General features: G+C 68.6%; 15 protein-coding genes and 1 riboswitch. Of the genes, 3 read left to right on the top strand and 12 right to left on the bottom strand.

The annotated features are described in order from the left end of the window. Positions 1-69: 69 nt before the first annotated feature. On the bottom strand, positions 70-1,575 hold the full coding sequence (locus OG413_RS25815; protein WP_266809157.1) for a glutamate-cysteine ligase family protein: 1,506 nt from the start codon (positions 1,573-1,575) through the stop codon (positions 70-72). A 485-nt stretch (positions 1,576-2,060) separates the two neighbouring features. Between OG413_RS25815 and OG413_RS25810 the strand changes: the two genes are divergently transcribed. Continuing rightward, a complete protein-coding gene (locus OG413_RS25810) occupies positions 2,061-2,645 on the top strand; it encodes a hypothetical protein (protein WP_266809155.1) in 585 nt (194 codons plus the stop codon). A gap of 330 nt (positions 2,646-2,975) precedes the next feature. Next, entirely contained in the window at positions 2,976-3,182 is a 207-nt protein-coding gene (locus tag OG413_RS25805; protein ID WP_323137894.1) for a DUF5999 family protein, read from the top strand. 81 nt (positions 3,183-3,263) lie between these two features. Here the strand turns inward: OG413_RS25805 and gcvP are convergent, their stop codons facing one another. After that, positions 3,264-6,149, bottom strand: coding sequence for an aminomethyl-transferring glycine dehydrogenase (gcvP, locus tag OG413_RS25800; protein ID WP_266809151.1), 2,886 nt, complete (start codon positions 6,147-6,149; stop codon positions 3,264-3,266). A gap of 194 nt (positions 6,150-6,343) precedes the next feature. Further along, positions 6,344-6,441: riboswitch (glycine riboswitch) on the bottom strand. A gap of 132 nt (positions 6,442-6,573) precedes the next feature. On the opposite strand from gcvP, the gene OG413_RS25795 reads away from it, so the two are divergent. Continuing rightward, the gene (locus OG413_RS25795) at positions 6,574-6,945 is read left to right on the top strand and encodes a PRC-barrel domain-containing protein (protein WP_266809149.1); all 372 of its coding nucleotides are present in this window, start codon (positions 6,574-6,576) and stop codon (positions 6,943-6,945) included. Here OG413_RS25795 and OG413_RS25790 read toward each other — a convergent pair. The 10 genes from OG413_RS25790 to OG413_RS25745 form a co-directional block, all read right to left on the bottom strand. Continuing rightward, positions 6,867-8,330: a DNA polymerase IV gene (locus tag OG413_RS25790; protein WP_266809147.1), complete on the bottom strand. Its 1,464-nt coding sequence runs from the start codon at positions 8,328-8,330 to the stop codon at positions 6,867-6,869. The genes OG413_RS25795 and OG413_RS25790 overlap by 79 nt on opposite strands. A gap of 108 nt (positions 8,331-8,438) precedes the next feature. Further along, the gene (locus OG413_RS25785; protein ID WP_266809145.1) at positions 8,439-9,056 is read right to left on the bottom strand and encodes a MerR family transcriptional regulator; all 618 of its coding nucleotides are present in this window, start codon (positions 9,054-9,056) and stop codon (positions 8,439-8,441) included. A 168-nt stretch (positions 9,057-9,224) separates the two neighbouring features. Next, on the bottom strand, positions 9,225-9,698 hold the full coding sequence (locus tag OG413_RS25780) for a bifunctional nuclease family protein (protein ID WP_006123076.1): 474 nt from the start codon (positions 9,696-9,698) through the stop codon (positions 9,225-9,227). 53 nt (positions 9,699-9,751) lie between these two features. After that, entirely contained in the window at positions 9,752-10,495 is a 744-nt protein-coding gene (locus tag OG413_RS25775; protein ID WP_266809143.1) for a MerR family transcriptional regulator, read from the bottom strand. 41 nt (positions 10,496-10,536) lie between these two features. Next, positions 10,537-11,295, bottom strand: a complete 759-nt coding sequence (locus tag OG413_RS25770) for an FHA domain-containing protein (protein ID WP_266809141.1) — start codon at positions 11,293-11,295, stop codon at positions 10,537-10,539. 190 nt (positions 11,296-11,485) lie between these two features. Further along, positions 11,486-12,292: a DUF881 domain-containing protein gene (locus OG413_RS25765; protein ID WP_266809139.1), complete on the bottom strand. Its 807-nt coding sequence runs from the start codon at positions 12,290-12,292 to the stop codon at positions 11,486-11,488. Positions 12,293-12,297: 5 nt separating this feature from the next. Beyond that, the gene (locus OG413_RS25760; protein ID WP_003970459.1) at positions 12,298-12,630 is read right to left on the bottom strand and encodes a small basic family protein; all 333 of its coding nucleotides are present in this window, start codon (positions 12,628-12,630) and stop codon (positions 12,298-12,300) included. Next, the gene (locus tag OG413_RS25755) at positions 12,627-13,547 is read right to left on the bottom strand and encodes a DUF881 domain-containing protein (protein ID WP_266809137.1); all 921 of its coding nucleotides are present in this window, start codon (positions 13,545-13,547) and stop codon (positions 12,627-12,629) included. Before OG413_RS25755 ends, OG413_RS25760 begins: the two co-directional genes overlap by 4 nt. A gap of 97 nt (positions 13,548-13,644) precedes the next feature. Next, positions 13,645-16,140, bottom strand: coding sequence for a mannose-1-phosphate guanyltransferase (locus tag OG413_RS25750; RefSeq protein WP_266809136.1), 2,496 nt, complete (start codon positions 16,138-16,140; stop codon positions 13,645-13,647). 112 nt (positions 16,141-16,252) lie between these two features. Then, complete coding sequence (locus OG413_RS25745; protein WP_073722888.1) at positions 16,253-16,861, bottom strand: CDP-alcohol phosphatidyltransferase family protein; 609 nt, start codon at positions 16,859-16,861, stop codon at positions 16,253-16,255. Positions 16,862-16,975: the final 114 nt, after the last annotated feature.

Below are 16,975 nucleotides of genomic sequence, written 5' to 3'. Positions count from 1 at the left end.
AGGCCCGTCCCCGGCACAAGCCCGCCACCCCCGCAGGCCCTCGCTCCGGCCCGCGGCCCGCGCCCCGCGTCAGGGTGCCGGGAACCCGGTCGGCCAGGTGTGCACCGGATCACCCGTCCGCATCAGCTCGGCGTAGCGCCGGGTGGTGGCCGCCAGTGCCGCGTCGCGTTCCAGTCCGGCCTCCAGCGCCCGGTGGTACGTGGCGACCTGCCAGGAGGCTCCGTTGACGCGTCGCCTGCACCGCTCTTCGATGACGCCGAGGTAGAGGTCGCGGTCCGCGGGCTCGATGTTCCAGGCGTCGAGCCCGGCGGCGGCGAGCGGCAGCAGCTCGTCGCGTACGAGCTTGACGGCCGGCACCTTGGTGATCCCACCGGAACGGCCGGAGCACGGCCAGAGCAGTTCGGCGTCGATGCCGTGGCGGCAGGCGGCGTCGAAGTTCTCCGCGGCGGCCTCGAAGGGCAGCTTGGTCCACACCGGCCGGGACTCCCCGGCCAGGGCCCGTACCAGCCCGTAGTAGAACGCGGCGTTGGCGATCACGTCCGTCACGGTGGGCCCGGCCGGCAGGACCCGGTTCTCCACGCGCAGGTGGGGAACGCCGTCCGCGATCCCGTACACCGGCCGGTTCCAGCGGTAGACCGTGCCGTTGTGCAGCACGAGCTCGGCGAGCGTCGGCACCCCGCCCTCGTCCAGGACCCGCAGGGGTTCCTCGTCGTCGCAGATCGGCAGCAGCGGCGGGAAGTACCGCAGGTTCTCCTCGAAGAGCTCGTACGCGGAACTGATCCACCGCTCCCCGAACCAGGTCCTCGGCCGCACCCCCTGGTTCCGCAGCTCGGGCGGCCGTACGTCGGTGGCCTGCTGGAACAGCGGTGGCCTCGACTCCCGCCACAGCTCCTTGCCGAACAGGAAGGGCGCGTTGGCACCGAGCGCGATCTGGACGGACGCGACGGCCTGGGCGGCGTTCCAGACGTCCGCGAACCGCTCGGGTGTCACCTGAAGGTGCAATTGCACCGAGGTGCAGGCCGATTCGGGGGCGATCGAGGGCGAGGTACAGACCAGCCGCTCCACGCCTGCGATATCGAGGTCGAAATCCTCCCCCCGGGCCGCCGACATTTGATCGTTGAGCAGCGTGTAGCGTTCCGCTTCGGAGAGGTTCGCCGACACCACGTCCTGCCTGCCGAGTGTCGGCAGGATTCCGATCATCACGATCCCCGCATCGACCTCGCCCGCCTTCCGATGGGCATAGGCGAGCCCGGTGCGCAGCTCCTCCGACAGCTGGTCGAAAACCCGTCCGCTGAGCCGGTGCGGAACAATATTCACTTCCAGATTGAACATCCCCAGTTCGGTCTGGAAATCCTGGCTCGCGATGCGCTGGAGCACCTGCGCATTCCGCATCCTCGGCATACCGTCGGAGCCCGCCAGATTCAGCTCTATCTCCAGCCCCATGAGGTTCCTGGGGCGATCGAAGCTCCGCTCCGCCAGCAGTCTCCCCAGCCCCTCCAGGCACTGGTTGAGCTTTCTGCGGTACGTCTGCCGATCGGACAGGTCAAAGGCTCCCGCCACGACCTTCTCCCCCATCGAAGAGTCCCTCCTCCCGTGTGCGCGGCCCGCGGCCCAGGCCGCTCGCATCACGATCGATAATGCCCAGTCGAGGTGATCCATAACGCCCCGCGGACGCCGGACACCCGCTAGTCTTCGACGGGAGCGGGCGGGCACATTCCGTCGGCATGCGGCAATGTGGGGTTTCGGCCGAGAGGCACGTGGTGGAAACACCGATGAGTTTCGGCCTACCGCTGCATCGGAAAAGTCCCAGGCGAGGGACGAACAGGACGGCCGGAATCATCATAAACTCCACAATTCAAAGTCCTGATGCCACCTTGCGGGCCATATCCGAAACGGCTAGCTGAAGCATCGAGGGAACACTTTTCGTATAAACTCCGCGGGCGAGGCAGAGAGTTGACGCAACCGGCCCGGTCCCGGCCTCCTCTGGCCCCCGCATGCCGACAGCGCCGTCTGCACCCACCCACGCATCACCGTGTCTCCGAAGTGAGAGGCAACCCACTATGCCGCTGCATGTTCCTCCGGCTCCCGCGCCCGCGCTGCGCAGCGTTCTCGCCGCACTCGGTTCTCCCACCGCAGTCCGCGAAGCCCGTACACCCGCTCTACGGTCCGTCCAGGGACCGCTGAGCCCCGAACTCCCGCTCCCCGTCCACGTACTGGAACGGATCGTGGCGAGTGATACCGCGCCCCGTACCCGTCTCGCCGCATGGCGGTTCCTGATCCGCAGCGAGGAGCGCGCCGTCGCGGCGGCGGACACGATGCTCACCCCGGACGGCTGGGCGTTCTCCCATTTCTTCGAGGGGCCCTACCTCGCCTCGACGGAACTGGCCGTACGGCAGGCGGAGACGTCGGCCTCCGCGTACCAGGCGCGCCTGCTGTCCATCCCGGAGCTCTACATGCTCACGCTGTGGCTGCACGGCGACTTCGAGGCCGATCCCTCCGGCGGTACCCTGGCCCCGACCGATGTGCTGGTGCCCCTGGCGCCCGCCCCGCCGGGTATCGCCGCGCACCGGCCGCACCGCGTCGCCGATCTGCTTCCGGTGATGACCCTGCGCGTCACTCCGGGCCCGCTGCTCAGTTCGGCCTGAGCCGGCCCGCCCTCCCGCGCCCCGTACGCCCCCGCGGTTCCCCGTCCCGCCGAACACGAGGTGGTGGGACGGGGAACCGCGGGGGCGCGTTCCTACCCGTCCGGACTAGCCCGGTCCGGCCACCCCGAACCACCCAAAGGGACAGTGTCGTTGCGCTGAACCGTCCTGCCGGGTGATGCGTCATGAGAGGAAGACAGGAGCTGCGGTGAAATCCCTGCGGAATGACGCCCGTAGGGCAACACTGGGACCGGACCGACCGATACGGGGGCGGCCATGAACACCTCAGCCAGCCGCAGGACATTCGAATCGACGCAGCGAAAGAACCCAGCCATGTGCCAGCACCAGCCACCCTGCCCGACCGCCGACTCCGCCGACCGGGAAGCCGCGCGCCTGACGTCCCACCACCCGGAACAGGGCTGGAGCCTCCTGTGCAACGGCGTCCTGCTCTTCGAGGACACCGGTGAGCTGCTGCCGAACGGGCAGATCATCGCCCCGCACCGGCCGCTGGGGGTCGGCCGGGTGATGAAAGCCGCCTGACCGCGGCCGTACGAAGGGGGCCGGCCCGGAGAAACTCCGCACCGGCCCCGACGCATGTCCGCACATGCCCTACGGCATCCGTCAGTTGTCGTACTCGTCCAGCGGCGGGCAGGAGCAGACCAGGTTGCGGTCGCCGAAGGCACCGTCGATCCGGCGCACCGGCGGCCAGTACTTGTCCGCGGCCGACACCCCGGCCGGGAAGACGGCCTCCTCACGGCTGTAGGCGTGCGTCCACTCGTCACCGAGCGCGGCCGCCGTGTGCGGGGCGTTGCACAGCGGGTTGTCGTCCGCACTCCACTCGCCCGAAGCGACCTTCTCGATCTCGCCGCGAATGGCGATCATGGTGTCGCAGAAACGGTCGAGCTCGGCGAGGTTCTCGCTCTCGGTCGGCTCGATCATCAGCGTCCCGGCCACCGGGAACGACATGGTCGGCGAGTGGAAGCCGTAGTCGATCAGACGCTTGGCGACATCGTCGATGCTGACTCCGGTCGCCTTGGAGATCGGCCGCAGATCCACGATGCACTCGTGCGCGACCAGTCCGGCCGGGCCGTTGTACAGGATCGGGAAGTGCGGCTCCAGGCGCTTGGCGATGTAGTTGGCGGCGAGCACGGCGACCTGCGTCGCACGCTTCAGGCCCTCGCCACCCATCAGCCGGACGTACGCCCACGAGATCGGCAGGATGCCGGCCGAGCCCCACGGGGCGGCCGAGATCGGGCCGATGCCGGTCTCCGGGCCCGCGGCGGGCTGGAGCGGGTGGTTGGGGAGGTACGGCGCGAGGTGCGCGCGGACGCCTACCGGGCCGACACCGGGGCCACCGCCGCCGTGCGGGATGCAGAAGGTCTTGTGCAGGTTCAGGTGCGAGACGTCGCCACCGAACTTGCCGGGCTTGGCCAGGCCGACCAGCGCGTTGAGGTTGGCGCCGTCGACGTACACCTGGCCGCCCGCGTCGTGCACCTCACCGCAGATGGCGGCGACGTGCTCCTCGAAGACGCCGTGCGTCGACGGGTACGTGATCATGAGCACGGCCAGCTCGTCGCGGTGCAGCTCGATCTTGGCGCGCAGGTCCGCGATGTCGACCTCGCCGTCGTCGGCGGTCTTCACCACGACGACCTTCATGCCCGCCATGACGGCGCTCGCGGCATTGGTGCCGTGGGCCGAGGACGGAATGAGACACACCGTGCGCCGGTCGTCGCCGTTGGCCCGGTGGTACGCCCGGACGGCCAGCAGACCGGCGAACTCACCCTGCGAACCCGCGTTGGGCTGGATCGACACGGCGTCGTAGCCGGTGACCTCGGCGAGCCTCTCCTCCAGCTCACGGATGAGGGTGAGGAAGCCCTGCGCCTGCTCGGCGGGGGCGAAGGGGTGCAGCGCGCCGAACTCGGGCCAGGTGATCGACTCCATCTCGGCGGTCGCGTTCAGCTTCATGGTGCAGGAGCCGAGCGGGATCATGCCGCGGTCCAGCGCGTAGTCCCGGTCGGCGAGCTTGCGCAGGTAGCGCAGCATCGCGGTCTCGGAGCGGTGCTGGTGGAAGACCGGGTGGGTGAGGATGTCGTCGTCGCGCAGCAGGGTGTCGGGCAGCGTGTCGGCGGCCGCGGCGTCCAGTGCCTCGATGTCGCCGTCGGCACCGAAGGCGGCCCAGACGGCGGAGACCTGGGTACGGGTCGTGGTCTCGTCGCAGGAGAGGGAGACCAGGTCCGCGTCGACGAGGCGCAGGTTGACCCCGCGCTCGCGGGCGTCGGCGACCACAGCGGCGGCCTTGCCGGGCACCCGCACGGTCAGGGTGTCGAAGAACGCGCCGTGCACGACGTCGGCGCCGGCCCGACGCAGGCCCTCGGCCAGGATCATGGCGTAGCGGTGGGTGCGCCGGGCGATCGTCCGCAGCCCCTCGGGGCCGTGGTAGACGGCGTACATCCCGGCCATGACGGCGAGCAGCACCTGCGCGGTACAGATGTTGCTGGTGGCCTTCTCGCGGCGGATGTGCTGCTCGCGGGTCTGCAGGGCCAGGCGGTACGCCTTGTTGCCGTCGGCGTCGACGGAGACGCCGACGAGGCGGCCGGGCAGGCTGCGGGCGAACTTCTCCCGGACGGCCATGAACCCGGCGTGCGGACCGCCGAAGCCCATCGGCACGCCGAAGCGCTGGGTGGTGCCGACCGCGATGTCCGCGCCCAGCTCGCCGGGCGAGGTGAGCAGGGTGAGCGCCAGCAGGTCGGCGGCCACGGTGACGATCGCACCGAGCTCGTGGGCCTGCTCGATCACGGGCTTGATGTCGCGGACGGCTCCGGAGGCACCGGGGTACTGGAGCAGCACGCCGAAGACGCCGCGTTCCACGAGCTCCGCCGGGATACCGCCGGTGAGGTCGGCGACGACGACCTCGACACCGGTCGGCTCCGCGCGGGTCTCGATCACGGCGACGGTCTGCGGCAGGGTGTCCGCGTCGACCAGGAAGACGCCGTTCTTGACCTTGCCGACACGCCGTGCCAGCGCCATGGCCTCGGCGGCCGCGGTGCCCTCGTCGAGCAGGGAGGCGCCGGAGGTGGGCAGCCCGGTCAGCTCGGCGACCATCGTCTGGAAGTTGAGGAGGGCTTCGAGCCGCCCCTGGGAGATCTCCGGCTGGTACGGCGTGTAGGCCGTGTACCAGGCGGGGTTCTCCATGACGTTGCGCAGGATCACCGGCGGGGTGAACGTGCCGTAGTAGCCGAGCCCGATCATCGGGGCGAGCACCTGGTTGCGGTCGGCGAGCGAGCGCAGTTCGGCCAGTACCTCGGCCTCGGTACGGGCCGACGGAAGCTTCAGGGCCTCCGCGCTCTTGATCACGTCGGGCACCGCGGCGGCGGTGAGCTCGTCGAGCGAGCCGTAGCCGACCTGGGCGAGCATCTTCGCCTGGGCCGCACCATCGGGCCCTATGTGGCGCTGCTCGAACGGAATGCCCTGTTCCAGCTGGGAGAGCGGGGTGCGACGGGGGGTCATGATGGAGGCCTCCTGGTCTGTCACGACCTGCGAGGGGCACCACGGCGTGGGTGCCCGAACGGCCTCCCCCTCTGTCATCTCAACCTGAGAGCTTCACCGGCCCGCCTCACGGCACACCGGCTTTCACCGTCGGTGAGGGAGGGATCCGTCCCGGCACATGCCCGCACGAAACCCGCCCTGCTTTCCAGAGTGACCTCATCCGTGCGGTACGGGGGCCTGAGAGATTCCGGGGAGGATTTGCTCCTTCGGCGCCTCCGGATTCTGCACCGGAGGACTCTCCCGCACGGGGTCAGCAGCCATCTGCCAGCCTACCAGCGGGGTCCGTGCCGGATTTCTCGAGTGGCCAATGCCTGGGATCTGCACTTTTGTAGTGCTTGTGGAGTAGTTGCGACCACCCGAGCAGTTGCGACCAGTGGGAGGCACCGTGCAGACCGACATCGATCCGCGCAGCCTGATCGGCCGCAAGGCATTCGACCGCGAGGGCGCCAAGATCGGAACGGTTGATGAGGTCTATCTGGACGATGCGACCGGAGTCCCGGAGTGGGCGGCCGTGCGCACCGGACTCTTCAGCAGAGACGCCTTCGTCCCCCTGGAACCGAGCGAGCTCGTCGGGGATTCGCTGCGGATTCCCTTCGACCGCGCGTTGATCAAGGACGCGCCCGACTTCGGCGTCGGCCGGCATCTCTCCCCGGAGCAGGAACTGCAGCTCTACCGCCATTACGGGCTGGACTCCCCGCCCACGGAGGAGACCGGGCCGGACCGCGACTTCGGCAAGCTGGCCGGCCAGGAGGAATAGTCGGCGGGGTCCCGCACCAACGGCAGCGGATCGGCCGGACTCAGCTCCGGGTCGTCGACGCGGAACGTACGTACACGGCCGGGTTCGTCGCCCGGCTCCTCGAACCGAACCGTCACCCGGCCCACCCCGCTCCCCTGCACCCAGCCGTGGCCGTGCGTCTCGTGCCGTACGTCGTGTCCGGCCGGCCAGAGCCGGGCGGCGAGCAGCTCGGCGCTCTCCTGCGCCGCTTCCTCCACGGCGGCCCCGGTGTCCATCGTGCCGTCGTCCGCCGCCGTGCTTTCCTGGGCCTCCGCCTCCGCCGCGTGCCGGGCATCGGCGGCCTGCGCGAAGAGATCCTCCTGGGTGAAGTCGGCGAGCCCCGTGACGCCCACTCCCAGGAGCCGTACGCCCCCGGTGGTGTCCACTGCCTCCAGCAGCCTCGCGGCCGCCTCACGCACCACTGTGGGGTCGTCCGTGGGCCCTCTGAGGGTCTCGGAGCGGGTCAGGGTCGAGAAGTCGTACCGGCGCACCTTGAGCACCACCGTGCGCCCGGAGCGCTCCGCCGCCCGCAGCCGCTCCACACACCGGCCCGCCAGCCGCTCCACCTCCGTGCGCACCCGCACCCGGTCGTGCAGGTCGATGTCGAAGGTGTCCTCGACCGATACGGATTTGGCGTCCCGCTCGGCGACGACGGGACGGTCGTCCAGCCCCAGGGCCATCCGGTGCAGCGAGACACCGTGAGCCCTGCCCACCAGCCGTACGAGCTCCGCCTCGCCCGCCTCGGCCAGGTCGTGGACGGTGGTCATGCCGGCCCGCCGCAGATGGTCCCCGGTGGCAGGGCCGACTCCCGGCAGGATCCGCACCGGCATCGGCGCCAGCAGCTCCCGTTCGGTGCCCGGCTCGATGAGCAGCAGCCCGTCCGGCTTGGCCTCCTCCGAGGCGATCTTGGCCAGCATCTTGGACCCGGCGAGCCCGACGGATCCGCTGAGCCCCGTCACCGCGTGGATGGCGGCACGCAACTGCTCGCCCATCACCCGCGCCGACTCCGAGTCGTCCGCGACCCCGCCCGCCTCCAGATCGACGAATGCCTCGTCCAGGCTGAGCGGCTCCACCAACGGTGACAGCCTGCCCAGCAGCTCCATCACCTGGTCGCTCACGGTCCGGTACAGCGCGAAGCGCGGTACGAGGTAGGCCGCGTTCGGTGCCAGCCTGCGGGCCTGCGCCGTCGGCATCGCCGAGTGCACACCCAGGCGCCGTGCCTCGTACGACGCGGTGGCGACCACTCCGCGCGGCCCGAGCCCCCCGACGACCACCGGCTTGCCGCGCAGGCTCGGCTTGGATGCCTGCTCCGCCGAGGCGTAGAAGGCATCCATGTCCAGATGGAGGATGGTGGGCGCGGCTCTCACCTGACCGATGCTGCCCTACGGCACTGACAACGCGACCGCCCGGCACCCCACGGGGTGCCGGGCGGTCGCGTTGTCAGTGCCGTAGCCGCCGCCGATCCGGTCAGCCGCTCATCCGGCGCGGTTGCGCCGGCGCGCGAGTTCATCGGTGGGGTTGTTGCCGACCAGCGTCTCACCGGTGTCGATCCGCTCGCCGTGCAACTGGGACAGTGCCGCGTCCACGTCCCTCCACACCACACCGACAGCGATCCCGAAGATCCCCTGCCCGCCTTGCAGCAGGGCCACGACCTCGGCGGGCGAGGAGCACTCGTAGACCGTCGCGCCGTCGCTCATCAAGGTCATCCGCTCAAGATCCTGGAACCCCCGGGCCCGCAGATGCTGGACCGTCGTACGGATGTTCTGCAGAGCGACCCCGGTGTCCAGGAACCGCTTGACGATCTTGAGGAGGACCACGTCCCGGAAACTGTAGAGACGCTGGGTACCCGAGCCGTACGCCGGACGCACGCTCGGCTCGACCAGCCCCGTGCGCGCCCAGTAGTCGAGCTGGCGGTAGGTGATTCCCGCCGCCGCACATGCCGTCGGTCCGCGATAGCCGATATCACTCGCTGCTGCCACGCCGTCCACCGCCACCGCAGCCGGCTGAACCGGCTGCCTGATGGTGTGGTCGGCTGCACTGCCGTGCTGCGGATACGGCCCGCCCGCTGCCGTACCGTCGCCGCTGCTTCTCACGCCGACCTCCGTCCTTGACCTGCCCACTCGAAGGTAGGCAGTCACTTGGGGTGCGTCAACGATCGCCACACTCGGCACGCCGAGTGATAATCACCCTGAGGGTGGTTTCCCGTGTCTCGCTACCGGGAAAGGCTTGTCGGATGCGCTGACGACACCCCTGCGGGACGGTCACTGACTGTTGGTACCGAAGTCCTCCGGCGAGATCTGGTCGAGGAATTCGCGGAACTTCTCCACCTCGTCCTCCTGCTCGTCGGGGATGGCGATCCCCGCATCGTCCAGCACGCCGTCACTGCCGTAGATCGGCGTTCCGGTCCGCAGGGCGAGCGCTATGGCGTCGGACGGCCGGGCGCTCACCTCGACCCCGCTGGCGAAGACCAGCTCCGCGTAGAAAACGCCTTCGCGGAGGTCCGTGATGCGGACCTCGGTGAGCTCCTGGCCGACGGCCTCAAGCACATCCTTGAAAAGATCATGGGTCAGCGGCCTGGCCGGAGCCATTCCCTGCTGAGCGAAGGCGATCGCGGTCGCCTCCCCAGGACCGATCCAAATGGGGAGGTACCGGTCGCCTCCCACTTCACGCAGGAGAACGATCGGTTGGTTGGAGGGCATTTCCACCCGGACACCGACAACGTCAAGCTCGTTCACACAGCAACCCTAGGACGTGCCCGCCATGTTTGGGTAGTCGGGCTCCTCCATGGTCAGTGGAGTCGGACCTGCAGAGCCGTCTGCACAAGGGCCGCGTGCAGCCGCACGGAAAGCTCCGCGAGCTCCGTCGCGGTGGCCTCCGCATGTGCTCTGGTCTGCGGATTCCGGTGTCGACGCAAGGGTGCGACCACCTGTTCGATCAGCCCGGCCTCGCGGTCGGCGGCAGCCCTCATGGCCCGCAGATGACGAGGTTCCAGACCGAACCGCCCCAGATCCGCCACAAGTCTCGCCACGGTGACCGTCTCGGCGTCGTAGCCGCCCTCCGGCATGGCCACGATCAGCCCGTACGACTCCCACTCGTCGAGCTGCTCCTCACCGACCTCGGCCGCCGCGAGCAGCTCGGCGCGCCCGATCCGCACGGCGGTCGGGGTGCTGGGGCCGGAGTCCCACAGGCCGTCGGAGAGATCCCGCTGGCCGCCCGGGGTGGGCAGCACGGGCTGCTCGCCCCTGGCCAGGGCGTCGAGATGCCCCCGGATGACCTTCAACGGAAGATAGTGATCCCGCTGCATGCGGAGCACCTGCGCGAGCCGCTCGACATCGCCGGGGCTGAACTTCCGGTACCCGGAAGGCGTCCGCTGCGGCTCGATGAGCCCCTCGGCTTCCAGAAATCGGATCTTGGAGATGGTGACTTCGGGAAACTCGTCGCGCAACTGGAGAAGCACCGTACCGATGCTCATCGAGCGGGCGTCCGCGGTGGCGGTGCCGTGACCGGCACCGCCTGTCGGTGTTCGCAGCATGGGCCTTCCTGGGGGTCCCCCCGGACGGAGTTTCGGGAGGGTCACACGCCCCGCTGGCTCGGGTAGAAGACCAGCCGGTACTTACCGATCTGGACTTCGTCACCATTGGACAGCGCGACGGAATCGATGCGCTCACGGTTGACGTAGGTGCCATTGAGGCTGCCGACATCACTCACGGTGAAACTCGTGTCCGGGTTCCTGCGGAACTCCACATGGCGCCGCGACACGGTCACATCGTCGAGGAAGATGTCGCTCTGCGGGTGCCGGCCGGCCGTGGTCAGATCCCCGTCCAGCAGGAAACGGCTACCTGAGTTCGGGCCGCGGCGCACCACCAGCAGCGCGGAACCGCCGGGCAGGGCGTCGACGGCCGCCTGGGCCTCCGGCGAGAGGGAAGGCAGGGCGGTCTGGCCCGTCGCCTCCGCCTCGTACGCCTCAAGACCGGAGATCGAGATCGTCGACGTCGTCTCCGAGGCGCGCTCGGGGATCCCGCCCCGCAGCGGCGCACCGCAATTGGAGCAGAAACGGCTGGCCTCGGCGTTGCGGTGCCCGCACCTCGTACAGACCGGCATGGACGAGCCCGACGGTGCGCCGGAACCTATGCGTCCGGCACCGGCGGGGTCACCGGACGACACGCCGGGCGCACCCGGGCCGTCACCGGCGGAACCGGATACTTCATCACGGAAGAGCGGACGCTCCCCGCCCTGCTCCTCGCCCTGGCCATGGCGCGGAGCACGGTGGCGGGCAGCGCTGTTGCTGTCCTCGCGTGCACTCTTCCCGAACAACTTCGCAAAAAACTTCACGGGCGATTCCCCTTGACCGACATAGACCCGCCCGTGGGGCAGGACGAACCCTGAATGAACACACCTGCCGACCCGGACATCTTCACAACGTCCGTATCCACCCGACAGTTTCCACCACGCGCCACCAATCCGTTGCGCCGACCCCCCGCAACCTCCTGCCCGTGTCCTTCCGTCCCCATGCGCCGGTGGCTCACTGCGACGACGACCGAGCGTAGTCAGGCTGCTTCGCCGGTCGCAAGGCGTCCACGACGATGTCTTCCGACCGCTCCACAACAGCGGTGGCCTGTTCCTTCTCCAGCGTCTGGACCACGCCGCCGGGAATGTTGAGCGCCGGCTCCAGGTCCTGCGGCTTGCCGATCACCTTGAACTCATAAGGTGCTTCGATCTTCTTCCCGTCGACCTGGATGTCGCCGCCGTCCCCGGCGAAGTACGTATTGGCCACCACGCGCACGCCGTTGACCTCGATCGCCTCGGCACCGGCCGCACGAAGCTCCTGGATGGCGTCGAGCAGCATGTCGGCCGCGACAGCACCACCGGGATCATTGATCGTCAACGTGATGCCGGGGCCGTGCGCGGCCACAGTACCGGCGAGGACACCGAGCTGCCGCTCCTTTTCCAGCGTCTGCTTCCGGGCCTCCTCGGCCTGGTCGGAGCTGTTCTCCAGCTCCGTACGCTGATCGTCCAGACGCTGCTTCTCGTCCTCCAGACGCTGCGTCCGGTCGTCGACCTCGTCGAGGATCCGGATCAGGTCCTCCTGCCGCGCGCCACGCAGGGCGCTGTTGTCGCTGTTGGACCGGACCTGGATGGCCAGCCCCAGACCGAGGACGAACAGCAGGAGCGCCACGATGAGTTGAGCACGGCTCACCCGGGGCGGCCACAGACCGGCCAGCAGCCGCTGGCGTCCGGAGATCTCCTTGGGCGCCTGCGTGGACGCGGGTGCGTCGACCGGCTCGTCGCCGGTGCGCTCCTCGCTACGGGGGGATTCTTCGTTACTCATCGGCCTCAAGCCCGGAAGACGTGCCGGCGGATGGCGGCGGCGTTGGAGAAGATCCGGATGCCGAGCACCACCACCACACCGGTGGAGAGCTGGGCACCGACACCCAGTTTGTCGCCGAGGAACACGATCAGTGCGGCCACCACGACGTTGGACAGGAACGACACCACGAAGACCTTGTCGACGAAGATGCCGTCGAGCATGGCCCGCAGCCCTCCGAATACGGCGTCGAGCGCGGCCACCACGGCGATCGGCAGATAGGGCTCGACCACCGCCGGAACCTCGGGCCGGACCAACAGTCCGACCACGACTCCCACCACGAGGCCCAGTACGGCGATCACGATGTGCCCTTCCCTGTGTCTGCCGCGCCACTGCCGGTGCCGGTGGACTTCGGCTCTGCTGTACGGACGATCAGGCTCGGCGCAGCCGGAAGCCGCACCTTCCCCTGATCGGAAATGCTCGTACGGATATCGAAGCTCTCCTGCAGCGCGTGCAGATACTGGCCATCGGCGCTGTCCTGGAACGCGGTGCGGAGCTTCTTGCCGTCCCCCACCGCGAGCACCGTGTACGGCGGTACGAGCGGCCTGTTGTCGACCAGTATGGCGTCGCCCGCCGCGCGGATGGCCGACAGCGCTGTCAGTCGCTGGCCGTTGATGGCGATGGCCTCCGCGCCGGACTCCCAGAGGCCATTGACGACGCGTTGCATGTCCCGGTCGCGCACCCGTCCGGTGTCGGCGAAGCCGGTCGACTCACGCGGCCCGCCGCCGCCCTGGTCGGTGTCCTTGGCATCGTCGACGACGAGCTTCACACCTGGCCCCTCGACCGGGGTGGCACCGGACAGCAGCGCCACGAGCTGGCCCTGGTCCCCGCCGTGCCGTTCGAGCGCCTTGCGCTGCCGTTCGCCCACATCGGCGCGCAGCTGCTCGACGTCCGACTCCAGCGTGTCCGCCGCGGTGGTCTCCGCGTCGATACGGTCGATGAGCTCTTCGCGCTCCTTGGCCACGACCGGCGCCGACACCCTTGCCTCGGCGGCACCGAGGGTGACCACCAGAGCCGCCACCACCAGTCCGGCCGCCAGACCAAGTTTCGACTTGAGCGTGCGGGGCAGGCCCGCGCTCCCGTCGGCCTTGCGACGGGCCGTCGCTTCGGCGTACCCGTCATCGAGGCTGTGGTCCATCACATTGGTCAGCAGCGACATCGAAGCGTCGGGGCGTGCGGGTGGCGGGGCGATGCTCCGATCGGGGGGCTGCTGCGACATGCCGCACATCGTCGCACGTCACTACGGCTACCGCCGAATGGCCCCACCGGTGCACCGGGAGCCGCGGCACGACAACTCCCGGTGCACCGCTCTCACATCAGTTGCCCGCGCTGTCCACGATCGCGGACCACTCGTCGAGCAGGGCCTGCGCCGAGGCGTCGTCGGGGCCTTCGGCCCACAGATGCGTGACGGCCTCGGCCCGGTCGGGCAGCACCATCACCCACCGTCCGTCGGCCTCGACCACCCGGACCCCGTCCGTGGTATCCACGCTGCGGTCCCCCGCGGCCTCGACCACACGCCGCATGACGAGTCCCTTGACCGCCCAGGGCGTCGCCAGGTCGCGCCGCAGCACATGGGCACGCGGTATACGGGCATCGATCTGGCTGAGCGTGAGCTGTGTACGGGCGACGAGTCCGATGAGCCGCACGAACGCGGCGGAACCGTCGAAAACGCTGCTGAATTCGGGAACGATGAAGCCGCCGCGCCCGTCTCCTCCGAAGATGGTGGTCTCCTCGCGGGCCACCCTGGTCAGGTCGTCGGGCGAGGTGGTCGTCCACTCCACCTGGGTGCCGTGGTAGGCCGCCACCTGCTCGGCGACGCGTGTGGTCGTCACGGGCAGGGCCACCCGTCCGCTGCGCCGCTCGGCGGCCACCAGATCGAGCATCACGAGCAGGGCCCGGTCGTCCTCGATGATCCGGCCACGCTCGTCGACCAGCGACAGACGCTCCCCCACGGGGTCGAACCGCACCCCGAACGCGGCCCGCGCCGAGGACACGATCTCTCCGAGCCGTACGAGCCCGGCCCGCCGGGTCTCGGCCGACTCGGTGGGCCGCGACTCGTCGAGCCCCGGGTTGATGGTCAGCGCGTCCACACCGAGCCGCCCGAGGAGGCTGGGCAGAACGAGCCCGGCACTGCCGTTGGAGGCATCGACGACGACCTTGAGCGCCGCCTCGGTGATACCGGTGGTGTCGACGTTGCGGAGCAGGGAGCCGGTGTACGAGTCGAAGACGCTGGACGGGAAGTACAGGTCCCCGATCTCACCGGGGAAGGCCCTACGGTATTCCTGGCGGGCATAGACGCGGTCCAGCTTGCGCTGTCGCGCCTGGGAGAGATCGGCGCCCCGTTCGTCGAAGAACATGATGTCCACCGAGTCGGGCACTCCGGGGGACGTACGAATCATGATGCCGCCCGCGCTGCCCCGTGCCGTCTGCTGGCGGGCCACGGGCAACGGCACGTTCTCCAGGTCCCTGACATCGATGGCGCTGGTCTGGAGAGCGGAGATGACCGCTCGCTTCAGCGCACGGGCACCACGCGAGTGGTCACGCGCGGTCGTGACCGTCGAGCCCTTCTTCAGCGTCGTGGCATAGGCACCTGCCAGCCGCACCGCCAGCTCGGGAGTGATCTCGACGTTCAGGATTCCGGAGACGCCACGGGCGCCGAACAGATGCGCCTGCCCGCGGGACTCCCAGATCACCGAGGTATTGACGAAGGCGCCGGCCTCGATGGTCTTGAACGGGTACACCCGCACATTGCCCTGAATGATCGATTCCTCGCCGACCAGGCACTCGTCGCCGATGACGGCGCCGTCCTCGATGCGGGCCGCCCGCATGATGTCGGTGTTCTTTCCGATCACACAGCCGCGCAGGTTGCTGTGCTGGCCGATGTACACGTTGTCGTGCACCACCGCCTTGTGCAGGAACGCCCCCGTCTTCACGACGACGTTCGACCCCACGACCGTGTGCTCCCGGATCTCGACGTCCGCCTCGATCTTGGCGTAGTCACCGATGTAGAGCGGCCCGCGCAGCACGGCGTCCGGGTGGACCTCCGCGCCCTCCGCGACCCATACGCCGGGCGAGATCTCGAAGCCGTCGATTTCGACGTCGACCTTGCGCTCCAGCACATCGGCCTGGGCCTTCACATAGCTCTCGTGGGTGCCCACGTCTTCCCAGTAGCCCTCGGCGATATAGCCGTAGATCGGCTTGCCTTCCTTCATGAGCTGGGGGAAGACATCACCCGACCAGTCCACGGAGGTGTCTGCCTGGACGTAGTCGAACACCTCGGGCTCCATGACATAGATGCCCGTGTTGACGGTGTCCGAGAAGACCTGGCCCCATGTGGGCTTCTCCAGGAAACGCTCGACCTGTCCGTCCTCGTCGACGATCGTGATCCCGAATTCCAGGGGATTGGGGACCCTCGTCAGACAGACCGTGACCAGTCCGCCCTTCGCTTTGTGGAAGGCGATGAGGTCGGTCAGGTCGAAGTCCGTGAGTGCGTCACCGGAAATGACGAGGAACGTATCGTCCTTGAGCGCTTCCTCGGCATTCTTCACGCTCCCCGCGGTGCCGAGCGGCTTCTCCTCGTTGGCGTAGGTGAGCTCCATTCCGAGTTCTTCGCCGTCGCCGAAATAGTTCTTGACGAGCGAGGCGAGGAACTGGACGGTTACGACTGTCTCGTTGAGCCCATGCCGCTTGAGCAGCCGCAGCACATGCTCCATGATCGGCCGATTGGCCACGGGCAATAGCGGCTTGGGCATGCTTGAGGTCATGGGGCGAAGGCGAGTGCCTTCTCCACCAGCCATCACGACGGCCTTCATGTCGGAAACGTCCTCCTAGAAGAGACGACGGCTAGCCGACTATGCCCGTCGGGGCAGGTTCCAAGACATCAACCGCGGGCCGGCCACACTGCGCGACACCGCATCAACGAGCTCAATCGGCTACTGCATCCGCCTTGACCAGTCGGCGGACCTGAACCACGTAGAGGATCCCTGCCCACCAATAGAGTGTTGTACCCCATCCTGCGAACGCCCATCCGAAAATGGCGGCCAGCGTTGCCAGCCAACCACTTCCATCACTGAGCAGCAACAAGGGGAACGCGTACATCAGGTTGAACGTTGCAGCTTTCCCGAGGAAGTTCACCTGCGGCGGCGGATAGCCATGGCGACGCAGGATTCCCACCATCACCAGCAACATCAGCTCTCGGGCCAGAAGTGCGGCCGTGAGCCACAGCGGCAGGATCTCCCGCCAGGTGAGCCCGACAAGAGTCGAAAGGATGTAGAGGCGGTCAGCAGCCGGGTCCAGGAGCCTCCCGAGGCTACTGATCTGGTTCCACCGGCGCGCGAGCTTACCGTCGAGATAGTCGCTGATGCCGCTGAGCATCAGTACCAACAGCGCCCAGCCGTCACTGGTTGGCCCACCGAACACGGGGCGCAGAATCAGCCACAGGAAGAGCGGTACGCCGACCAGGCGAGCCATGCTGAGGATGTTGGGGATGGTGAGGACCCGGTCCGTCTGAACCCGAGTCTCCTGGACCTCCACCCGGGGGCCTCCTGTGAAGAACGTGCCAATGATGCCCCCTGACCCTACCCTCAGCGACCGTCGACGGATGCACAGGGGTACGCGAGTGCAGGCGAAAGACCCGTGAACGCAGAA

The organism is Streptomyces sp. NBC_01433 (genome assembly GCF_026340105.1).
Taxonomy (GTDB): domain Bacteria; phylum Actinomycetota; class Actinomycetes; order Streptomycetales; family Streptomycetaceae; genus Streptomyces.
This window is presented reverse-complemented; position numbering and strand designations above follow the sequence as displayed.